Annotated in this window: 13 protein-coding genes and 1 pseudogene; 7 read left to right on the top strand and 7 right to left on the bottom strand. The window is 61.7% G+C overall.

Features of this window, described 5'->3' with window-relative positions:
- The 5 genes and pseudogenes from E5W70_RS25240 to E5W70_RS25220 all read left to right on the top strand — a co-directional run.
- A pseudogene (locus tag E5W70_RS25240) lies at positions 1-346 on the top strand (RNA pseudouridine synthase); the annotation flags it as partial.
- Positions 327-881: a 16S rRNA (guanine(966)-N(2))-methyltransferase RsmD gene (gene rsmD / locus E5W70_RS25235; RefSeq protein WP_292663600.1), complete on the top strand. Its 555-nt coding sequence runs from the start codon at positions 327-329 to the stop codon at positions 879-881. The pseudogene E5W70_RS25240 and the gene rsmD, both read left to right, overlap by 20 nt.
- A gap of 96 nt (positions 882-977) precedes the next feature.
- Positions 978-2,342 carry a pitrilysin family protein gene (locus tag E5W70_RS25230; protein WP_292663598.1) on the top strand — a complete coding sequence of 455 codons (1,365 nt, stop codon included), beginning with the start codon at positions 978-980 and terminating at the stop codon, positions 2,340-2,342.
- A gap of 286 nt (positions 2,343-2,628) precedes the next feature.
- On the top strand, positions 2,629-3,879 hold the full coding sequence (locus E5W70_RS25225) for a pitrilysin family protein (protein ID WP_292663595.1): 1,251 nt from the start codon (positions 2,629-2,631) through the stop codon (positions 3,877-3,879).
- The gene (locus E5W70_RS25220) at positions 3,876-4,745 is read left to right on the top strand and encodes a patatin-like phospholipase family protein (RefSeq protein ID WP_292663593.1); all 870 of its coding nucleotides are present in this window, start codon (positions 3,876-3,878) and stop codon (positions 4,743-4,745) included. Before E5W70_RS25225 ends, E5W70_RS25220 begins: the two co-directional genes overlap by 4 nt.
- Positions 4,746-4,827: 82 nt before the next feature.
- Here E5W70_RS25220 and E5W70_RS25215 read toward each other — a convergent pair whose 3' ends face one another.
- Positions 4,828-5,724 (bottom strand): MBL fold metallo-hydrolase, encoded by an 897-nt coding sequence (locus E5W70_RS25215; RefSeq protein WP_292663591.1) that lies wholly within the window; start codon positions 5,722-5,724, stop codon positions 4,828-4,830.
- Between the two features lie 141 nt (positions 5,725-5,865).
- Between E5W70_RS25215 and E5W70_RS25210 the strand changes: the two genes are divergently transcribed.
- Complete coding sequence (locus E5W70_RS25210) at positions 5,866-6,774, top strand: LysR family transcriptional regulator (RefSeq protein ID WP_292663589.1); 909 nt, start codon at positions 5,866-5,868, stop codon at positions 6,772-6,774.
- Positions 6,775-6,823: 49 nt separating this feature from the next.
- On the opposite strand, the gene E5W70_RS25205 is transcribed toward E5W70_RS25210, so the two are convergent.
- The 6 genes from E5W70_RS25205 to E5W70_RS25180 form a co-directional block, all read right to left on the bottom strand.
- Positions 6,824-7,546, bottom strand: a complete 723-nt coding sequence (locus E5W70_RS25205) for a c-type cytochrome (RefSeq protein WP_292663587.1) — start codon at positions 7,544-7,546, stop codon at positions 6,824-6,826.
- Positions 7,543-8,157, bottom strand: coding sequence for a hypothetical protein (locus E5W70_RS25200; protein WP_292663585.1), 615 nt, complete (start codon positions 8,155-8,157; stop codon positions 7,543-7,545). The genes E5W70_RS25205 and E5W70_RS25200 overlap by 4 nt, the downstream gene beginning before the upstream one ends.
- A 245-nt stretch (positions 8,158-8,402) precedes the next feature.
- Positions 8,403-8,939 carry a dihydrofolate reductase family protein gene (locus E5W70_RS25195; protein ID WP_292663583.1) on the bottom strand — a complete coding sequence of 179 codons (537 nt, stop codon included), beginning with the start codon at positions 8,937-8,939 and terminating at the stop codon, positions 8,403-8,405.
- A gap of 228 nt (positions 8,940-9,167) precedes the next feature.
- A complete protein-coding gene (locus E5W70_RS25190) occupies positions 9,168-10,898 on the bottom strand; it encodes an adenylate/guanylate cyclase domain-containing protein (protein WP_292663602.1) in 1,731 nt (576 codons plus the stop codon).
- Positions 10,899-11,634: 736 nt separating this feature from the next.
- Complete coding sequence (locus tag E5W70_RS25185) at positions 11,635-12,390, bottom strand: hypothetical protein (protein ID WP_292663581.1); 756 nt, start codon at positions 12,388-12,390, stop codon at positions 11,635-11,637.
- Positions 12,387-12,983 carry a hypothetical protein gene (locus E5W70_RS25180; protein ID WP_292663579.1) on the bottom strand — a complete coding sequence of 199 codons (597 nt, stop codon included), beginning with the start codon at positions 12,981-12,983 and terminating at the stop codon, positions 12,387-12,389. The genes E5W70_RS25185 and E5W70_RS25180 overlap by 4 nt, the downstream gene beginning before the upstream one ends.
- Before the next feature lie 624 nt (positions 12,984-13,607).
- Here E5W70_RS25180 and E5W70_RS25175 point away from each other — a divergent pair.
- Positions 13,608-14,589 (top strand): DUF6600 domain-containing protein (locus tag E5W70_RS25175; RefSeq protein WP_366509748.1); only part of this gene is annotated, 982 nt, incomplete at its 3' end.

The following is a 14,589-nucleotide window of genomic DNA, read 5'->3' as shown; positions in this document are numbered from 1 at the left end:
CTTCGGGGACAAACCGCGTGGCGACAAGCCTCGTGGCGGCTTCGGTGGGAAGAAATCCGAACGCGAGCAGCGGCCGATCGAGCCGCCGGGCCAGCGCAAGGCCAATGTCTGGATGGCGCCGGGCGCACGGCCGATCGGCAAGGGCAGGGCTGAGGCAGATGCCGCCAAGGCGGCAGAAAACAAGGCGCGCAAGGCCTCGTTCAAGCCGTCTTACGGCAAGCCCGGCGGCAAGCCGCAAGGCGGCGGCGCAAAGCCGTTCGGAAAGCCACGCGGCGAGCGTCCGGATAGTGGTGGCGACCGGCCGCGTGGCGGCCCGAAGGGAAGCAATGCGGATCGTCGGCGGTGAGTTTCGCGGGCGTCCGCTGGCCACGCCCCGCACCTTTGCCATCCGCCCGACCACTGACCGCACGCGTGAGGCGGTCTTCAACGTGCTGGCGCATCGCTTTCCCGAAAAACTGAACGGCGCGCGCGTGCTCGACCTGTTCGCCGGCACCGGCGCGCTCGGCCTCGAAGCGCTGTCGCGCGGCGCCTCCTACGCTGTCTTCATCGAGGAATCCGCCGAAGGGCGCGGCCTGATCCGCACCAATGTCGAGGCCTTCGGCCTCACCGGCCGCACCAAGATATTCCGCCGCGACGCGACGGGCTTGGGCGAGGCGGGCACCATCGCCGCATTTGGCCTGGTCTTCGCCGATCCGCCCTATGGCAAGGGCCTTGGCGAACGCGCTTTGCGCTCGGCCAAGGCCGGCGGCTGGCTAGCCCCTGGCGCGCTCTGCGTCATCGAGGAAGCGGCGGCGGCGCCGTTCGAGGCAGGGCTGGGCTTTTCGGTTGTCGACGAGCGCAACTATGGCGAGACGGTCATCCGGTTCATCGAGGCCGCCTGAGTTCGGCTTCCACGATGGCGCCTTCAAAATGACGAACAATTCGCTTTGCCTCGACCAGCAACCCCGCCTATCGTTCCACCACAACCGGAGCCATCTATGACATTTCAGGCTGAATGGCTGCGCGGAACGCTGTTGGGGCTGGCCCTGGTGATGGCCGCGCCGGCTCTGGCGGACAACTATCCTGACGACGGCGTCGTCACCGATTTGCTGCTCGACAACGGCATGGAAGTCGTCGTCATCCCCGATCACCGCGCCCCGATCGTCACCCATATGGTCTGGTACAAGATCGGCAGCGCCGACGAGCCGCCGGGCAAGTCCGGCATTGCCCATTTCTTCGAGCATCTGATGTTCAAGGCGACCAGCGACCATGCGGCCGGCGAGCTCGACCGCGCCGTCGCTTCCATCGGCGGCTCGGACAACGCCTTCACCTCCTACGACTACACCGCCTTTCACGAGACGGTGGTGCCGCAGGCGCTCGGTGAGATGATGGGCTTCGAGGCCGACCGCATGCGCAATCTCATCCTCAACGACGATGTCATCAAGACGGAGCGTGACGTCATCCTCGAGGAGCGCCGCTCGCGCATCGATTCCAATCCGCAGGCGGTGCTCGACGAGGAGATCGACGCGACGCTGTGGCAGAACCAGCCCTACCGCATTCCGGTCATCGGCTGGATGCAGGAGATGGAGAAGCTGAACCGCACCGACGCGATGGCCTTCTACAACAAATACTACACGCCCAATAACGCCGTGCTGGTGGTGGCCGGCGATGTCGAACCGGAAACGGTCAAGGCGCTGGCCGAAAAGACCTATGGCAAGATCGCGCGCGGCCCGGATCTGCCGCCGCGCATCCGCCCGGTCGAGCCGGAACAGAACACCAGGCGTACGGTGACGCTGACCGACGGGCGCGTCAGCGTGCCGAGCTTCACCACGCAATGGGTGGTTCCATCCTATCACACGGCAAAACCGGGCGAAGCCGAAGCGCTCGATGTGCTCTCCGAAATCCTCGGCGGCGGCAACCGCAGCCGGCTTTACCAGGAGCTTGTCGTCAGGCAAGGCATCGCCGCCGAGGCTGGCGCCTTCTTCCAGGGCACCATGCTCGACGACACTAATTTCACCGTCTATGGCGCGCCGCGCGGCGATGCCAAGCTTGCCGACATCGAAGCCGCGGTCGACGCCGAGATCGCCCGCATTGCGAAAGACGGCGTCACCAGCGACGAGCTGGAAAAATCCAAGGACCGTTTCGTACGCTCGATGATCTTTGCCCGCGACAAGCAGGAGGACATGGCCAACATCTACGGCTCGACGCTTGCCACCGGCGGCAACGTCCAGGACGTCCAGCAATGGCCGGACCGCATCCGCAAGGTCACCGCCGACCAGGTCAAGGCGGTCGCTGCCCGCTATCTCAATCTCGACCACGCAACGACCGGCTATCTTCTGCCGCAAACCCAGGCTGGGAATTAATTTGATGATGAACCAGCACGGTCCCGCTCTGCCTTCTCCCCTGGGCTCCTCCCCTTCTCCCCTTGTGGGAGAAGGTGGCCGAGCGAAGCTCGGTCGGATAAGGGGTGTTCCAGCTTGGCACCAACGGCACTTCGTCCAACACCCCTCAACCGTCTCGGCGCTTCGCGCCGATCCACCTTCTCCCACAAGGGGAGAAGGGAAGCGCGCGCGCTCCGGCCCGCTTCTGGCAACCCTCATCCTCTCCCTCGTCTTCCTCGTCCTGCCGGCGCTTTCCGCTCGTGCGGCCATGAACATCCAGGAGGTGACCTCGTCGAAGGGCATCACCGCCTGGCTGGTGGAGGATTATTCGGTGCCGATCGTCGCCATTCGTTTCGTTTTCGATGGCGGCGCGACGCAGGATCCGCCCGGCAAGGAAGGGCTTGCCAATCTGATGAGCGGCCTGTTCGACGAAGGTGCCGGCAACCTCGACAGCGAGGCCTTCCAGATCAAGCTCGACGATGTCGGTGCAGAGATGAGCTTCGACGCGCAGCGCGACGGCATCTACGGCTCGATGCGCATGCTGGCCGAGCAGCGCGACGGCGCCTTCGACCTGTTGCGGGTGGCGGTCAACCAGCCGCGCTTCGACCAGGCGCCGATCGACCGCATCCGCTCGCAAATCCTGTCCGGCATCATCGCCAACGAGCGCGATCCCGACACGCTCGCCCAACGCAAATGGCTGGACGCGATCTACGGCAGGCATCCCTATGCGCGGCCCGACCAGGGCACCAGGCAAAGCATCGCGACGATTACGCCGGCCGATCTCAGCGCCTTCCACAAGGCGAATTTCGCCCGCGACGGCCTGCATGTCGCCGTGGTTGGCGCCATCAACGCCGAGACGCTGAAGCAGAAGCTCGACCAGGTGTTCGGCAGCCTGCCGGAAAAGCAGGCGCTTACGCCCGTTCCGGACATCGACCTGAAGCTCGGCCAGCAGCTCGAGGTCGTCTACGACCAGCCGCAGGCCTCGCTGCAACTCGCCTATCCCGGCGTGAAGCGGAATGCGCCGGACTTTTTCGCCGCGGTGCTGATGAACGAGATCCTCGGCGGCGGCACCTTCACCTCGCGGCTGTTCGACGAAGTGCGCGAGAAGCGCGGCCTGGCCTACAGCGTCAGCTCCGACCTCGTCGATCACCAGCATTCCGAGGCGCTGTCCATCACCACCTCGACCCGTGCGGACCGGGTGGCCGAGACGCTGGCCGTGGTGCGCGACGTGGTCAAGCGCATGGCCGAGGAGGGGCCGACCGAAGCCGAGCTGGCGGCGACCAAGAAATACATGATCGGCGCCTATGCCATCAACAATCTGAATTCCTCCGGCGCGATCGCGTCAACGCTGCTCGAGATCCAGCTCGGCAAGCTCGGCATCGACTACATGCAGCGCCGCGCCGCCCTGATAAACGCGGTGACGCTGGACCAGGTTAAAGCGGCGGCGAAAAAGCTGCTCTCCGCCGAGCCGGCGGTCATGGTGGTCGGGCCGAAGCTCGGCGCGGCCAACAAGGGATGAGCCCTAGCTTCGGCATCGCCTTTGGCGGCGGCGGCGCGCGCGGGCTGGCGCATATCCATGTCATCGAGGTGCTGGACGAACTGGGCATCAGGCCGGCGGCAATCGCCGGTTCGTCGATCGGCGCCATCATGGGCGCCGGCATGGCCTCGGGCATGTCCGGCAAGGACATCCACGACTATACGCGCTCGATCCTCGGCCGCCGTGCCGAGGTGGCGACGCGCATGTGGCGGGCGCGGCCCGGCACTTTTGCCGAAGCGCTGCAGGGCGGCCTGCGGGTCAGCCAGTTCAATGTCGAGCGCATCCTCAAGGCGTTCCTGCCCGACGCCATTCCCGAGACCTTCGCCGAACTCAAAATACCGCTGAAGGTGACGGCAACGGACTTTTATGGCCACAAGCTTGCCGTGCTCGACGAAGGCGAGCTGCATTCGGCGCTGGCCGCCTCGGCGGCGATCCCGGCGGTGTTCCGCCCGGTGATGCGCGACGGCCGGCTGCTGATCGACGGCGGCATCTACAATCCCGTGCCGTTCGACCTGATCGAGCTCGACGCCGACATCATCATCGCCGTCGACGTGGTCGGCGCGCCGACCGAGGCGGGCCGCAAATTCCCGACCTCCGTCGACCTGATGTTCGGCGCCACGCAGCTGATGATGCAGTCGATCATCGCCAGCAAGCTCAACCAGAGCCGGCCCGACATATTGATCAGGCCGGCGGTGTCGAAATACCGGGTGCTCGATTTCATGAAGGTCGAGGCGCTGATGGCCGAGACGGTGGCGATCAAGGACGAGCTGAAGCGCGAGATCGAAAAGGCTGTCGAGGCCCGCGCCAAAGCCGAAGCCAGCAAGCGCACCAATCGTCTCGGCGGATGATAGGCGTCAGGCGTCAGCGCCCGCTCGACAATGAGCGTATCCTTCGTAAGTGGCGCGGATCAGCTCGCGATTGGCGCCAATCTCAGCCCCACTTCATCTCGCCGGTGGCAACCTTGGAGCCGATGTCGAGCGCAACGCCCATGCCGAGGCCGGGGAAGCGGGCTTCCATGGCGCCCTTCAGCGCGGCAGCGTCCTTGGCCTTGGCAAGTTCTTCCTCGAAGGCGATGAGATAGGTCTTGGTGTGCTCGACGCCTGAAAGGTCGGTGGCGGCCTCAGGCGTCATGTGCCCGGGCACGACGATCGCCGGCTTGCGCGCCGCGATCTTTTCGAGATTGGCGATCCAGGCGGCGCGCAGTTCCCTGGTCGGCGTGTCGGCGGTCCAGACGTGCACGCCCGAAAAGATCATCACCCCGCCGAACACCGCGTTCAGCGACGGCACGAAGAGGTAGCGCCGGTTGGCGAGGCCTTCCGCGGCGACGATCTCGATGGTCTCGCCATCGACGCTGAGCGTCTTGCCGTCGAAGGCTTCGGGGATGCCGACATCCGCAAGCGCCTGCGGGCCATTCTCCTTCAGCTGCGGCCCCCAGACGGCGAGCTTCTTTTCGACATTGCCGTTGATGGCGGCCACCGTCTCGGCTGCGGCGATCACCCGTGCCTGGGGGAACGCCTGCTTGATTGGCTTGAGGCCGAAATAATAGTCGGGGTCGGACTGGCTGATATAGATGGTGGTGAGCGACTTGCCCGTCGCCTTGATCGCCTCGGCCACGGCCCGGCCGTCGGGGTAGGTGAAACCGCCATCGATCAGCACGGCTTCGGTCGCCCCTGAGATCAGCACCGGGGCGCGGAAGAAGCCGTTTTGCCCGGCCGGAAAATGCTTCCAGGAAAGCCCGCCTGCCGCATGGCCAAGCCCGGCGGGAGCGAAGACCGCGGCAGCGCCGGCGGCGAGGGTGGTTTTCATGATGGCTCTCCGTGTGAACATGGATGTCTCCTGGGAATGCGGAATTCGGCGGCGCGCAGCCTCGATGCCCGCAAGATGGCAAAAACGCAATGCGTATTGAAGGCCGACAAAATAGACGTAATGTATGCCATTGCCTGACAATGAGACCACCATGAGCCAAGCATGAACCTGAACCGGCTGGCCTATTTCGCGGCGGTCGTCGATGCCGGCTCGTTCACGCGGGCCGCCGAGCGGCTGGGCATCACCAAGGCGGTCGTCAGCCAGCAGGTGGCGCGGCTGGAGCGCGATGTCGGAACGACGCTGCTGATCCGCACGACGCGGCGCGTCCATCCGACCGAGGCCGGCCGGACATTCCATGCCCGCTGCCTGCAAGTCCTGCAGCAGGCCGAGGATGCCTTCGACGAGCTCGCCCAGGCCGCCGCCGAGCCGACCGGCACGCTGCGCATCGCCGCCTCCAACGACTACGGCACGTCGGCGGTAGTGCCGGTGGTCGCCGCCTTCAGCGCGCGCTATCCCGCCTGCCGGGTGGAGCTGACGCTGGGCGACGAGACGATCGACCTGGTTTCCGGCCACATCGACGTGGCGATCCGCATCGGCTGGCTCGCCGATTCCAGCCTGCAGGCGCGGCGCATCGGCACCTTCCAACAATTTATGGTGTGCGGCGCCGGGTTTGCAGGCCGGTTCACGGCCGGTGAACCGCAAGACCTTGCCGGGCTGCCCTTCGTCGCCAACATGGCGCTGCGTGAACCGCTGCTATGGCAATTTTCGCGCGGCGATGACGAGCAGTCCGTGCGCATGCAGGCAACGATTTCGATCGACGCGACGCCGGCAGTGCTGGCAGCTGTCCGCGCCGGCGCCGGCCTGTCGGTGCTGCCGGACTTTTTGGTGCGGGACGAGCTCGCCGCCGGGCGGCTGGTGCAGGTCCTGCCCGAGTGGCGGCTGCCCTCCGGCGGCATCTACACAGTCTACCCCGCCGCCCGCTTCCGCCCGCCCAAGGTGACCAGCTTCGTCGAGATGCTGATTGCGGCCGTGCAGAAGGTGGGGTCGAGCGGGGAGGGACGCGCGTTATGAAATGTCATGCGCGTCACTGACAGATGTTCTTCGCTCAAGTCCGGCCGGGTCAAATTGACTTCAGGTATTCGATCAGATCGCTCTTCTCCTGATCGGTCAGGTTAAGACGCAGATGACCGTTATAGTGCTCGACAACGTCATCGAGTGTGGCGAACCGCCCATCGTGGTAGAAACCGCCCTTGTGAATTTTTTCGATATCCCAAAGGGCTCGCAGCGATGCCGTCCGGTAGCGTTCGTCTGGAGATCGCATTGCCTGGAAATCATCGATCCCTATCTCGTCGGCGGTATGCAGGTTCCAGCCCGGTTCCGTGAAGAGCGGCGGTACGTGGCAAGTGCCGCATTTGGCCTTGTCGTTGAAGAGAGCCTCGCCTTTCTCCGCGGCGGCGCTATCGAAGACGCCGTCCGGCGGTTTCGGTGTCGGCAGGGAGAGCTGATAAAAGTGGAGCGCCGGCAGTTTGGCTGTAATCCGGTCCTGCTTGTCCTGTTTGTGACCCTGCTTGGTTCGTGCTGCGACCGGATACTTCTCGGCGTTATCTAGGCGCGGATCGTAGAACACGCCTTTCCCGTGCATCTCGAGATTGCCGACATAAGCGTTCCAGTAGCTCACCGTGCCCCAGGCTCCGGTCCATGTGTGGTTGTTTACACCGGCCAGTCCAAATGCTGGCGGATTGAGCGTGGCGGCCGTCTTGCCATCCGGCCGGAATGCTTTGCCGTCGAGGTTCAGTTCGGCATCGAATTTCCCAGGACCCCACGCCTCAACCGCCTTCTTCACCTCCGCTTCTGATATCTGCAGCATCTCGGTAAGAGGGCAACGATCGCCCCGATATTGAGGTCGCGGTTGGGCCAGCCGTCCAGCCGTTGCCCGATCCCGGGTGCGTAGGCATCATCGACGGTTGAGTGGCAGACCGCGCATTGGATGCCCACCGAAATCAGCGTCTTTCCGTCCTCGGCGAAGAACCCGGTCACCCCGACAACGGCATTGGCTCTCAGCAGGACGAGCGTGCTCGCGGGGTCCGCGAGGTCGACCGCGCCCTTGTTGAGCGCCTCGGCCACATCCTTGGGAATGGCGTTCACATCGACCTTGAGGCCGAGCTCGAGGGCTTTCTTCGGACTCAGGCCGGGTCCCCTGCCGCCCAACTTCTCACCAGCGATTGCCTTGTGAAGCTTAAGTTTGCCGCCCCAGAAATCCTCACTGCGGAAAGTGTCGAACCGGAATGTCTCGCGGCCCTCCTCAAGGTATCGCTTGGCCTGCTCGGCGGCAGCGTTGTCGAAATCCTTCCCGCTTATTTTCCCCTTCGCGCTCATTTGAGCCGCGGCGGGGATCAAGCTTGAAGACAGGAGAAGAGCGAAAATTATTCCTGCACGCTCGAAACGCAAAGGCATGTCACGTCCCTCCCAAGACGATTGACAGTCGGCGGCCATCTTTGGTTCGCGAATTCCACGCAAAACGGAATGCAGCCCAATTACTTTAGAATGTTCTAAAGCAACAAAGGTTCCCGCGCCGATTCTCGTAAGACTTCTCGACGGGCATGCGCCTGCCTCTTGCGTCGGTGGGGGTTGGCGCATTACGCGAGACGCCCCCCTCTGCCCTGCCGGGCATCTCCCCCTCAAGGGGGGAGATTGGCTCATCACGCCATCCCAGCCGCATACTCCAGCGCGACCACGCCATTGCTGAATTGCGTGGCGGAAATCAGCTCGAGCGGCAATTGCGCGCCGGGCGGGAACAGCAGCTTGCCCTGGCCGACGGCACCGGGGTAGCTGAGCAGCCTGATGCGGTCGACAAGGCCGTGGCGCAGCAATTCTTGCGCGACGCTGAGGCTGCCATGCACATAGATGTTGCCGCCGCTGCCTTGCTTCAGCCCTCTGACCGCGTCCGGCAAGGCGCCAGTCAGCAGCTCTGCCGGCTGCCAGTCGAGCGCCGTCAAGCTGGTCGAGGCGACATATTTCGGCAGCGCGTTGAAGCGGTCGGCAAAATCTCCGGTTTCTTTTGGCCACGAGCCGGCAAAGATCTGATAGGTCGTGCGCCCCAAAAGCATGGCGCCGCTATCGGCAAGCTCGTCGTCCTTGAATTTTTGCATCTCGTCGTTCCAGGCCACGCTCGGCAGCTTCTCGACCTCGGCAATGCCATCGACGCTGATGAATTCGGTGATGATGAGTTTTCTCATGGCGGGCTCCTTCTGTCGGGGAGGCCGTGCGGGTGCGAACTGCACCGTCAACTAGCGCGGCGCTTTTTCAGGGGGAGGGTTTTTCCCGGTTCGCTTCCAAACACCGACACCGTGGGAAAAGCTTCTCCGGCCGCCCGTCGTTCGGTCATGCCACAAGGTCCGCGTCGGGTGGAGGGCCGGTCTTTTTTGCCTGTCCCCGATTGGATCTGGTTTGCAATTACCGGCTGCCTACAGGTGGGCAATACCGGCTTTCAGCAGTCCTTCGCGGACGTGCTGCACGTCAGACTCCTGGGCATAGTGCAGGGTGGCGATAAAAGAATCGAGGTCGAATTGGGGATCGAGCGTTCTGATCTTGCCTAGATGCGCCGCGGCCGCGATTTCGTCGCCGAGCCAGCCGTAGCAGGCAGCGGCGAAAGCGTGCTGAACCGAGTCCATGGTTGACAGATGCATGAAAGCTTCGATCGCCTCGCCATACTGGCGCGCGGCGAAATGCGCCTTTCCCAGATGGCTCCAGAACCTCTCCGGGTGGTGCGGGTTCAACTGCATTGCCTTGCGGATCCATTCAATTCCCTCTTCCGGCCTCCCCAGCCACGTCAATAACTCGCCTTGCTGCACCACCACGAGGTCGTAATTGGGATTGAGGGCCAGCGCCCGCTCTTGATGGTAGCGCGCTGTGGTCAGCTCATTGTTGTTCACGTTCACTGCCGCAAGAATGCGGTGGACATCGGCATCGTTGTTGTCCAGCGCCAGCGCCCTGTCCAGCGCTGCCGAAATGTTGTTCCAGACGGCATCCCTGTCTTTGCACCAGTTATGGACCCAGGCCTGGCCAAGAATGCAGGCCCGCCAGGCATGGGCATGGGCATAATCGGGGTCGAGCGTGACGGCCCTTTCTATCAGGGTTTGCGCGCGTTCATTATCCGCAATCGTGCTTCGGTGATGCAGCACCTTGGCAGCAAGCACACATTCATACGCGGCCATGTTTGCAGGTTTCGCCCGCGCGAGCTGGTCCCGCTGAGCCGCCTCGACACGACCGGGCAGCGTGGCTGCGATCGCCGCGGTCACCTCATCCTGAATCGCGAATATGTCATCCAGCTTCCGGTCATATTTGTCCGCCCAGATATGAGCGTCATTCGCCGTGTCGATGAGCTGAACCGTCACGCGCACCCTGTCGCCGATCTTGCGGACGCTTCCCTCCACCAGGTATTGGACGGCGAGTTTCTCGGCCACCTCGCGCACATTCACGGCGCGGTTCTTGTAGACGAAGCTGGAATTGCGCGAGATGACGAACAGCTCATGGTGGCGGGACAGTTCGGTGATGATGTCCTCGGTCAGTCCGTCCGCGAAAAATTCCTGCTCGGGGTCGCCGCTCATGTTGCTGAATGGCAGCACCACTATCGAAGGTTTCGAGATGGATCGCTTTGCCTCGACTTCTGGCAGGGCAGGACTGTCAAACCCAACGCGATAGAGGCGAACCGGGCGGCTGATGTTCTTTAATGTCTTCTCGCCCAGGTCCTCCATGGCAATTTCGAGACGGTCGGCAATTTGGGTCGCCACCGCTGCGGTCACGCAGATGCCGCCGACGTCGGCGAGTTGCTCGATGCGCGAGGCAATATTGACGCCGTCGCCGAAAATGTCGTCATCGTCGAAAATGATGTCGCCGAGATTTATGCCGATCCTGAATTCGATACGCCGTTCTTGCGGCACATCCGAATTGCGCCGTTTCATGCGCTGTTGGATTTCCACGGCGCATTTCACGGCATCGGTCACGCTCTGGAACTCAACGAGCATGCCGTCTCCGGTGGTCTTGATGATCCGGCCCTTGTTCTTGGCGATGGCGGGATCGACCAATTCTATGCGATGGGTCCGAAGGCGTGCGAGCGTGCCGGATTCGTCGGCCTCCATTAGCCGACTGTAGCCCGCCATATCGGCAGCCAGAATTGCGGCTAGTCTCTGTTCCATCGCTGAACCAAAAACCAAGCCTACGCTTCCTGTGCTGCCAAATCCAGCAATTTGGGCTTGTGGCTGAATCAAGAGGTCCGCAGCAGCAAGAAAGGGCGCCTTCCGCCTGGTGGCTGCGAACTCGATCGCATCAATCGCGGGAGACGCCCCGATCCGCGCGGCGTCAAACTGGTCGAGGCGACATATTTCGGCAGCGCGTTGAACCGGTCGGCGAAATCTCCGGTTTCCTTGGCCACGAGCCAGCAAAGATCTCAAAGGTCATGCGCCCCAAAAGCATGGCGCCGCTGTCGGCAAGCTCGTCCTCCTTGAACTTTTTGCATTTCATCGTTCCAAGTAACCCGGCAGCTTCTCGACCTCATCGACGCTGATGAATTCGCTGATGATGAGGTTTGGGATGGGCGGGCTCCTTTCTGGCAGGGGACGGGTGGTGCTGGGCTGAGGCGACATGTTTTGGGAAAATAGCGCGGCGCTCTGTTGGGTTAGGGTGAGGGAAGCAGTGACGGGCGGTCGGCGCTTGCTTGTCCGATGTCCGCTTTTAACCCCCCAAACCGGACCTACCTCTGGCGCGACGTGAACGGCAGCTTTGCGCCGCGATCCCGCCATTCGATGGCATTTGCACGGATTCCGAAAGCAGCCGCGCCGAGGGTGGGGCGCTGGCTAATGCGCAATCCAGTACCCCTGCTCGACTGATGTACTAGAGGACCGCTGTCTCCTTTCAAACAGCCGACGCTGTGAGTTAGACGGGGAATTTCAGGATGATGTTGGCAACGAGGTCTTCAATGAAGTCGATCACCTTCGACTTGTTGACCGTTACTCCCGAGGGATGAGCACACGAGTTTCGCGTGCCGAGCTTCTGATCCAGTATCTTCCGAACATCATTTGAAATGATACCTGCCGCGCGGCACAGCTCAATGAACTTCGTTTCCTTAATTTCGCTGAAGTCATCGCGCTGGAAAACGGAGCTGATTTTGACGCCTTTGTCCTTCGATAAGGCTTCGTTGAAGTCAGTCAGCTTGTGCGCGAGGATATAGGCGAACAGGTGATCCATCGCCAAGATCCACGTCATAATGATCGCGGCACGGTTCGCGCCAATCTCAAAGCAATCGACAGCCTCTTTCAAAAACTCCTTGTCCACACCGGTGGGTAGCTTGTGTTCTTGGCTGCGAAGGGTGGCGCTGGTCTGAGCGATCACCGTTTCCCCGCCGAGTTTCTTCGATAGTGCCTCTCTCATATGACGCTGCAACTTGTAGCCGCTTTTTTTCTTGATGTACTTTGGCGGCTTGGCCTTGAGGCCCTCCGAAAGGCGGGCGCTGATATTGCCTGGGACCACAAGGTCGCATGCTGAGAAGCAGTCTGCGACCTGTTTCGGTGTGGCCGTGTCTTGGCCTGACTCCACGGTCAAGAAATAAACGAACAACTCCACCAGCGCGCTTTGGCTCTGCCCTGCTGCACCGTCGATCGCATTGTAAAATCGATTGACGGTGTCAGTCATTCACCGCCCTTCTTCTTGAGGTCGAATTTAAAGTGATTATTACCGACAGTCGTTACCCGGATATCCGTCGGAGAGTTGTAATCAATAAAGCCAAACTTCCGACCGCTTGCGTCACGAAAAGCTTGTGAGAATACCTTCGGCACTCTCTCATCCGCCTTTTCATAGCACGTATAGAATTGATCGGTGTTGGGACCTTCAATGCCAAGCTTGTCGTTCATGAATTTGAGAAACACAAGGATCTTCTCGGCGTTGTTCTTGAGTTCATACTGCCCGTAGAATGCCGGGAGAGTGGAGGTATCGAGATTCTTGTCGAGTTTGGGAGAGTTCGCGACCACACCGCTGCCAGCATCGTCGCCGCCGCTGGCTTTCTTTTTGGATGACGGTTGCCGCTTGGTTCTTGGCTTGGCGAGGGTATCGTCATCGGCAGTCCCGGCAGGAGACTCAGCAGGAGCAGGAGCAGGGGTGGGCGAAGCAAACTTCACTCCGTTCAACAACTGACCTTTGAAGTCGGTATAAATTTCCCGCACAAGGTCTGGGTCACCCTCAATGTCGATGACACCTTGAGAGATGTTAATGTGAAGCTTCGTAGTCATCAGGCCCCCCGTGTTACGCCACGAGCGCCTCCTACCCAAAGCAGCGCTCTTGCGGCCAAGATATAATTTCAAGCCGCTTATGCAAGAGAGCTACAAGATGCGAGACTGCGACGTGAGCTGGTCGACGCTGATGTCGGTTAAACTACTTCGTCGAACAAAAGCGGACTTTACCTCCAACGGCTCCAAGCCGGACGCTCGGAGATGACTGCACTGGGCAGGAATCTCTGACGAACCAACCCCTCCACCTTCTCCTAATCTCCCTCTGAGAAAACCTTTTCCCAACCCGCCCCGCATCCGCTGACCTTACCCCTCAGCACTGCGCAGGCTCATAAGAGAAAGCTTTCCCCACCTGGGCGGACTGGGCTTTTGCCCGAACAGCCTGGCGCAGAGCCTGGTGCGGCGGCTCCTTTACCGTCGGGCCCGCTGACCAACGACCTGTCGCCGCGCCTTCGGCGCGAATTTTGTGACGGTCACCGCCCTCATGAAGCAACTCCGATGTTTGACAGTCACCGTGGCGATGCCAAGCCTTCGCGTAAGGGATGCGGGTAACGTCACCAAACGGAACAATCCGGCAGCCGGCGGGTTTGTAGGATGAAGGGCGATCTGTTTCGGAGGAAGATTACGATGAAACGCGTCCTTGCCCAAATTGTGGTGCGACTGATGCTCGGCGGCGCAACCGCCTGTCTGCTCACGATCGTCCAAATTCCCAACCCGATCATGCCGTTGTCGCTTGTGTCCGAAGCAAGGGCTGCCACCACCGTGTCGATCAGCACATTCTACGAAGACCTGTCTTCCTATGGTGATTGGGTCTCGTATCACGGAGCGACCGTTTTCGTGCCGGTTGATGTACCTGACGGTTGGCGTCCGTATACCGTTGGACACTGGGCCTATACCGAGCAGTATGGCTGGCTGTGGGTATCCGACGAGCCATTCGGCTGGGCGACGTACCATTACGGCCGCTGGGGCTATGCCGACGATATCGGCTGGTACTGGGTTCCGGGCACCCGTTGGGCGCCGGCATGGGTGAGTTGGCGTCGTGACAGGGAGCACATAATTTGGGCTCCGCTGCCGCCGCGCCGCGATCCGGATTTGATTTCAATCGAGGTGACCTTCGACACGACGCCGGATTATTACTGGGTTGTGGTCCCCACCCGCGAATTCCTTGTTGCGGACATTTCTACCGTCGTTATCCGTGATGAGCCGGAGTTTGTGCGCATCGTCGAGGCGGCCGAGCCGGCCGGCGACGTGACGATCCAGAACAACGTGGTGATCAACAAAGTCATTGATGTCGATGTGATCGAGAAGGAGACGAAGCAGGAGGTGACTGCCGTCAAGGTCAGCAAGACCGACGCACCCGAGCAGTCCGGCAAATTGGAAAACGATACGGTCAAGGTCTTTCAAGGTGAGGTGAAAGCCGATGCCGACGCCAAACCAGCTAAGCTCAAAGACATCGAGGAGGTGAAGCAGGTTCAGGCTGGCCGGAAATCGAAGCCGACCGAAGGCGCAGCAACGACCGAACAGGCCGAGCCGGAAAAGACCGCCAAGCCTGAGAAGCCGACGACCAAGGAGCAGCCCGCTGCCGAGCAGCAGCAGGCCGAGCCGGAAC

It is taken from the genome of Mesorhizobium sp. (genome assembly GCF_005063415.1).
Lineage (GTDB): Bacteria > Pseudomonadota > Alphaproteobacteria > Rhizobiales > Rhizobiaceae > Mesorhizobium.
This window is presented reverse-complemented; position numbering and strand designations above follow the sequence as displayed.

What these genes read in the sequence shown, in the direction of transcription:
- rsmD (WP_292663600.1), top strand. Translation starts at nt 327, where the DNA reads ATGCGGATCGTCGGCGGTGAGTTTCGCGGGCGTCCGCTGGCCACGCCC.
- E5W70_RS25230 (WP_292663598.1), top strand. Translation starts at nt 978, where the DNA reads ATGACATTTCAGGCTGAATGGCTGCGCGGAACGCTGTTGGGGCTGGCC.
- E5W70_RS25225 (WP_292663595.1), top strand. Translation starts at nt 2,629, where the DNA reads ATGAACATCCAGGAGGTGACCTCGTCGAAGGGCATCACCGCCTGGCTG.
- E5W70_RS25220 (WP_292663593.1), top strand. Translation starts at nt 3,876, where the DNA reads ATGAGCCCTAGCTTCGGCATCGCCTTTGGCGGCGGCGGCGCGCGCGGG.
- E5W70_RS25215 (WP_292663591.1), bottom strand. Translation starts at nt 5,724, where the DNA reads ATGTTCACACGGAGAGCCATCATGAAAACCACCCTCGCCGCCGGCGCT.
- E5W70_RS25210 (WP_292663589.1), top strand. Translation starts at nt 5,866, where the DNA reads ATGAACCTGAACCGGCTGGCCTATTTCGCGGCGGTCGTCGATGCCGGC.
- E5W70_RS25200 (WP_292663585.1), bottom strand. Translation starts at nt 8,157, where the DNA reads ATGCCTTTGCGTTTCGAGCGTGCAGGAATAATTTTCGCTCTTCTCCTG.
- E5W70_RS25195 (WP_292663583.1), bottom strand. Translation starts at nt 8,939, where the DNA reads ATGAGAAAACTCATCATCACCGAATTCATCAGCGTCGATGGCATTGCC.
- E5W70_RS25190 (WP_292663602.1), bottom strand. Translation starts at nt 10,898, where the DNA reads ATGGAACAGAGACTAGCCGCAATTCTGGCTGCCGATATGGCGGGCTAC.
- E5W70_RS25185 (WP_292663581.1), bottom strand. Translation starts at nt 12,390, where the DNA reads ATGACTGACACCGTCAATCGATTTTACAATGCGATCGACGGTGCAGCA.
- E5W70_RS25180 (WP_292663579.1), bottom strand. Translation starts at nt 12,983, where the DNA reads ATGACTACGAAGCTTCACATTAACATCTCTCAAGGTGTCATCGACATT.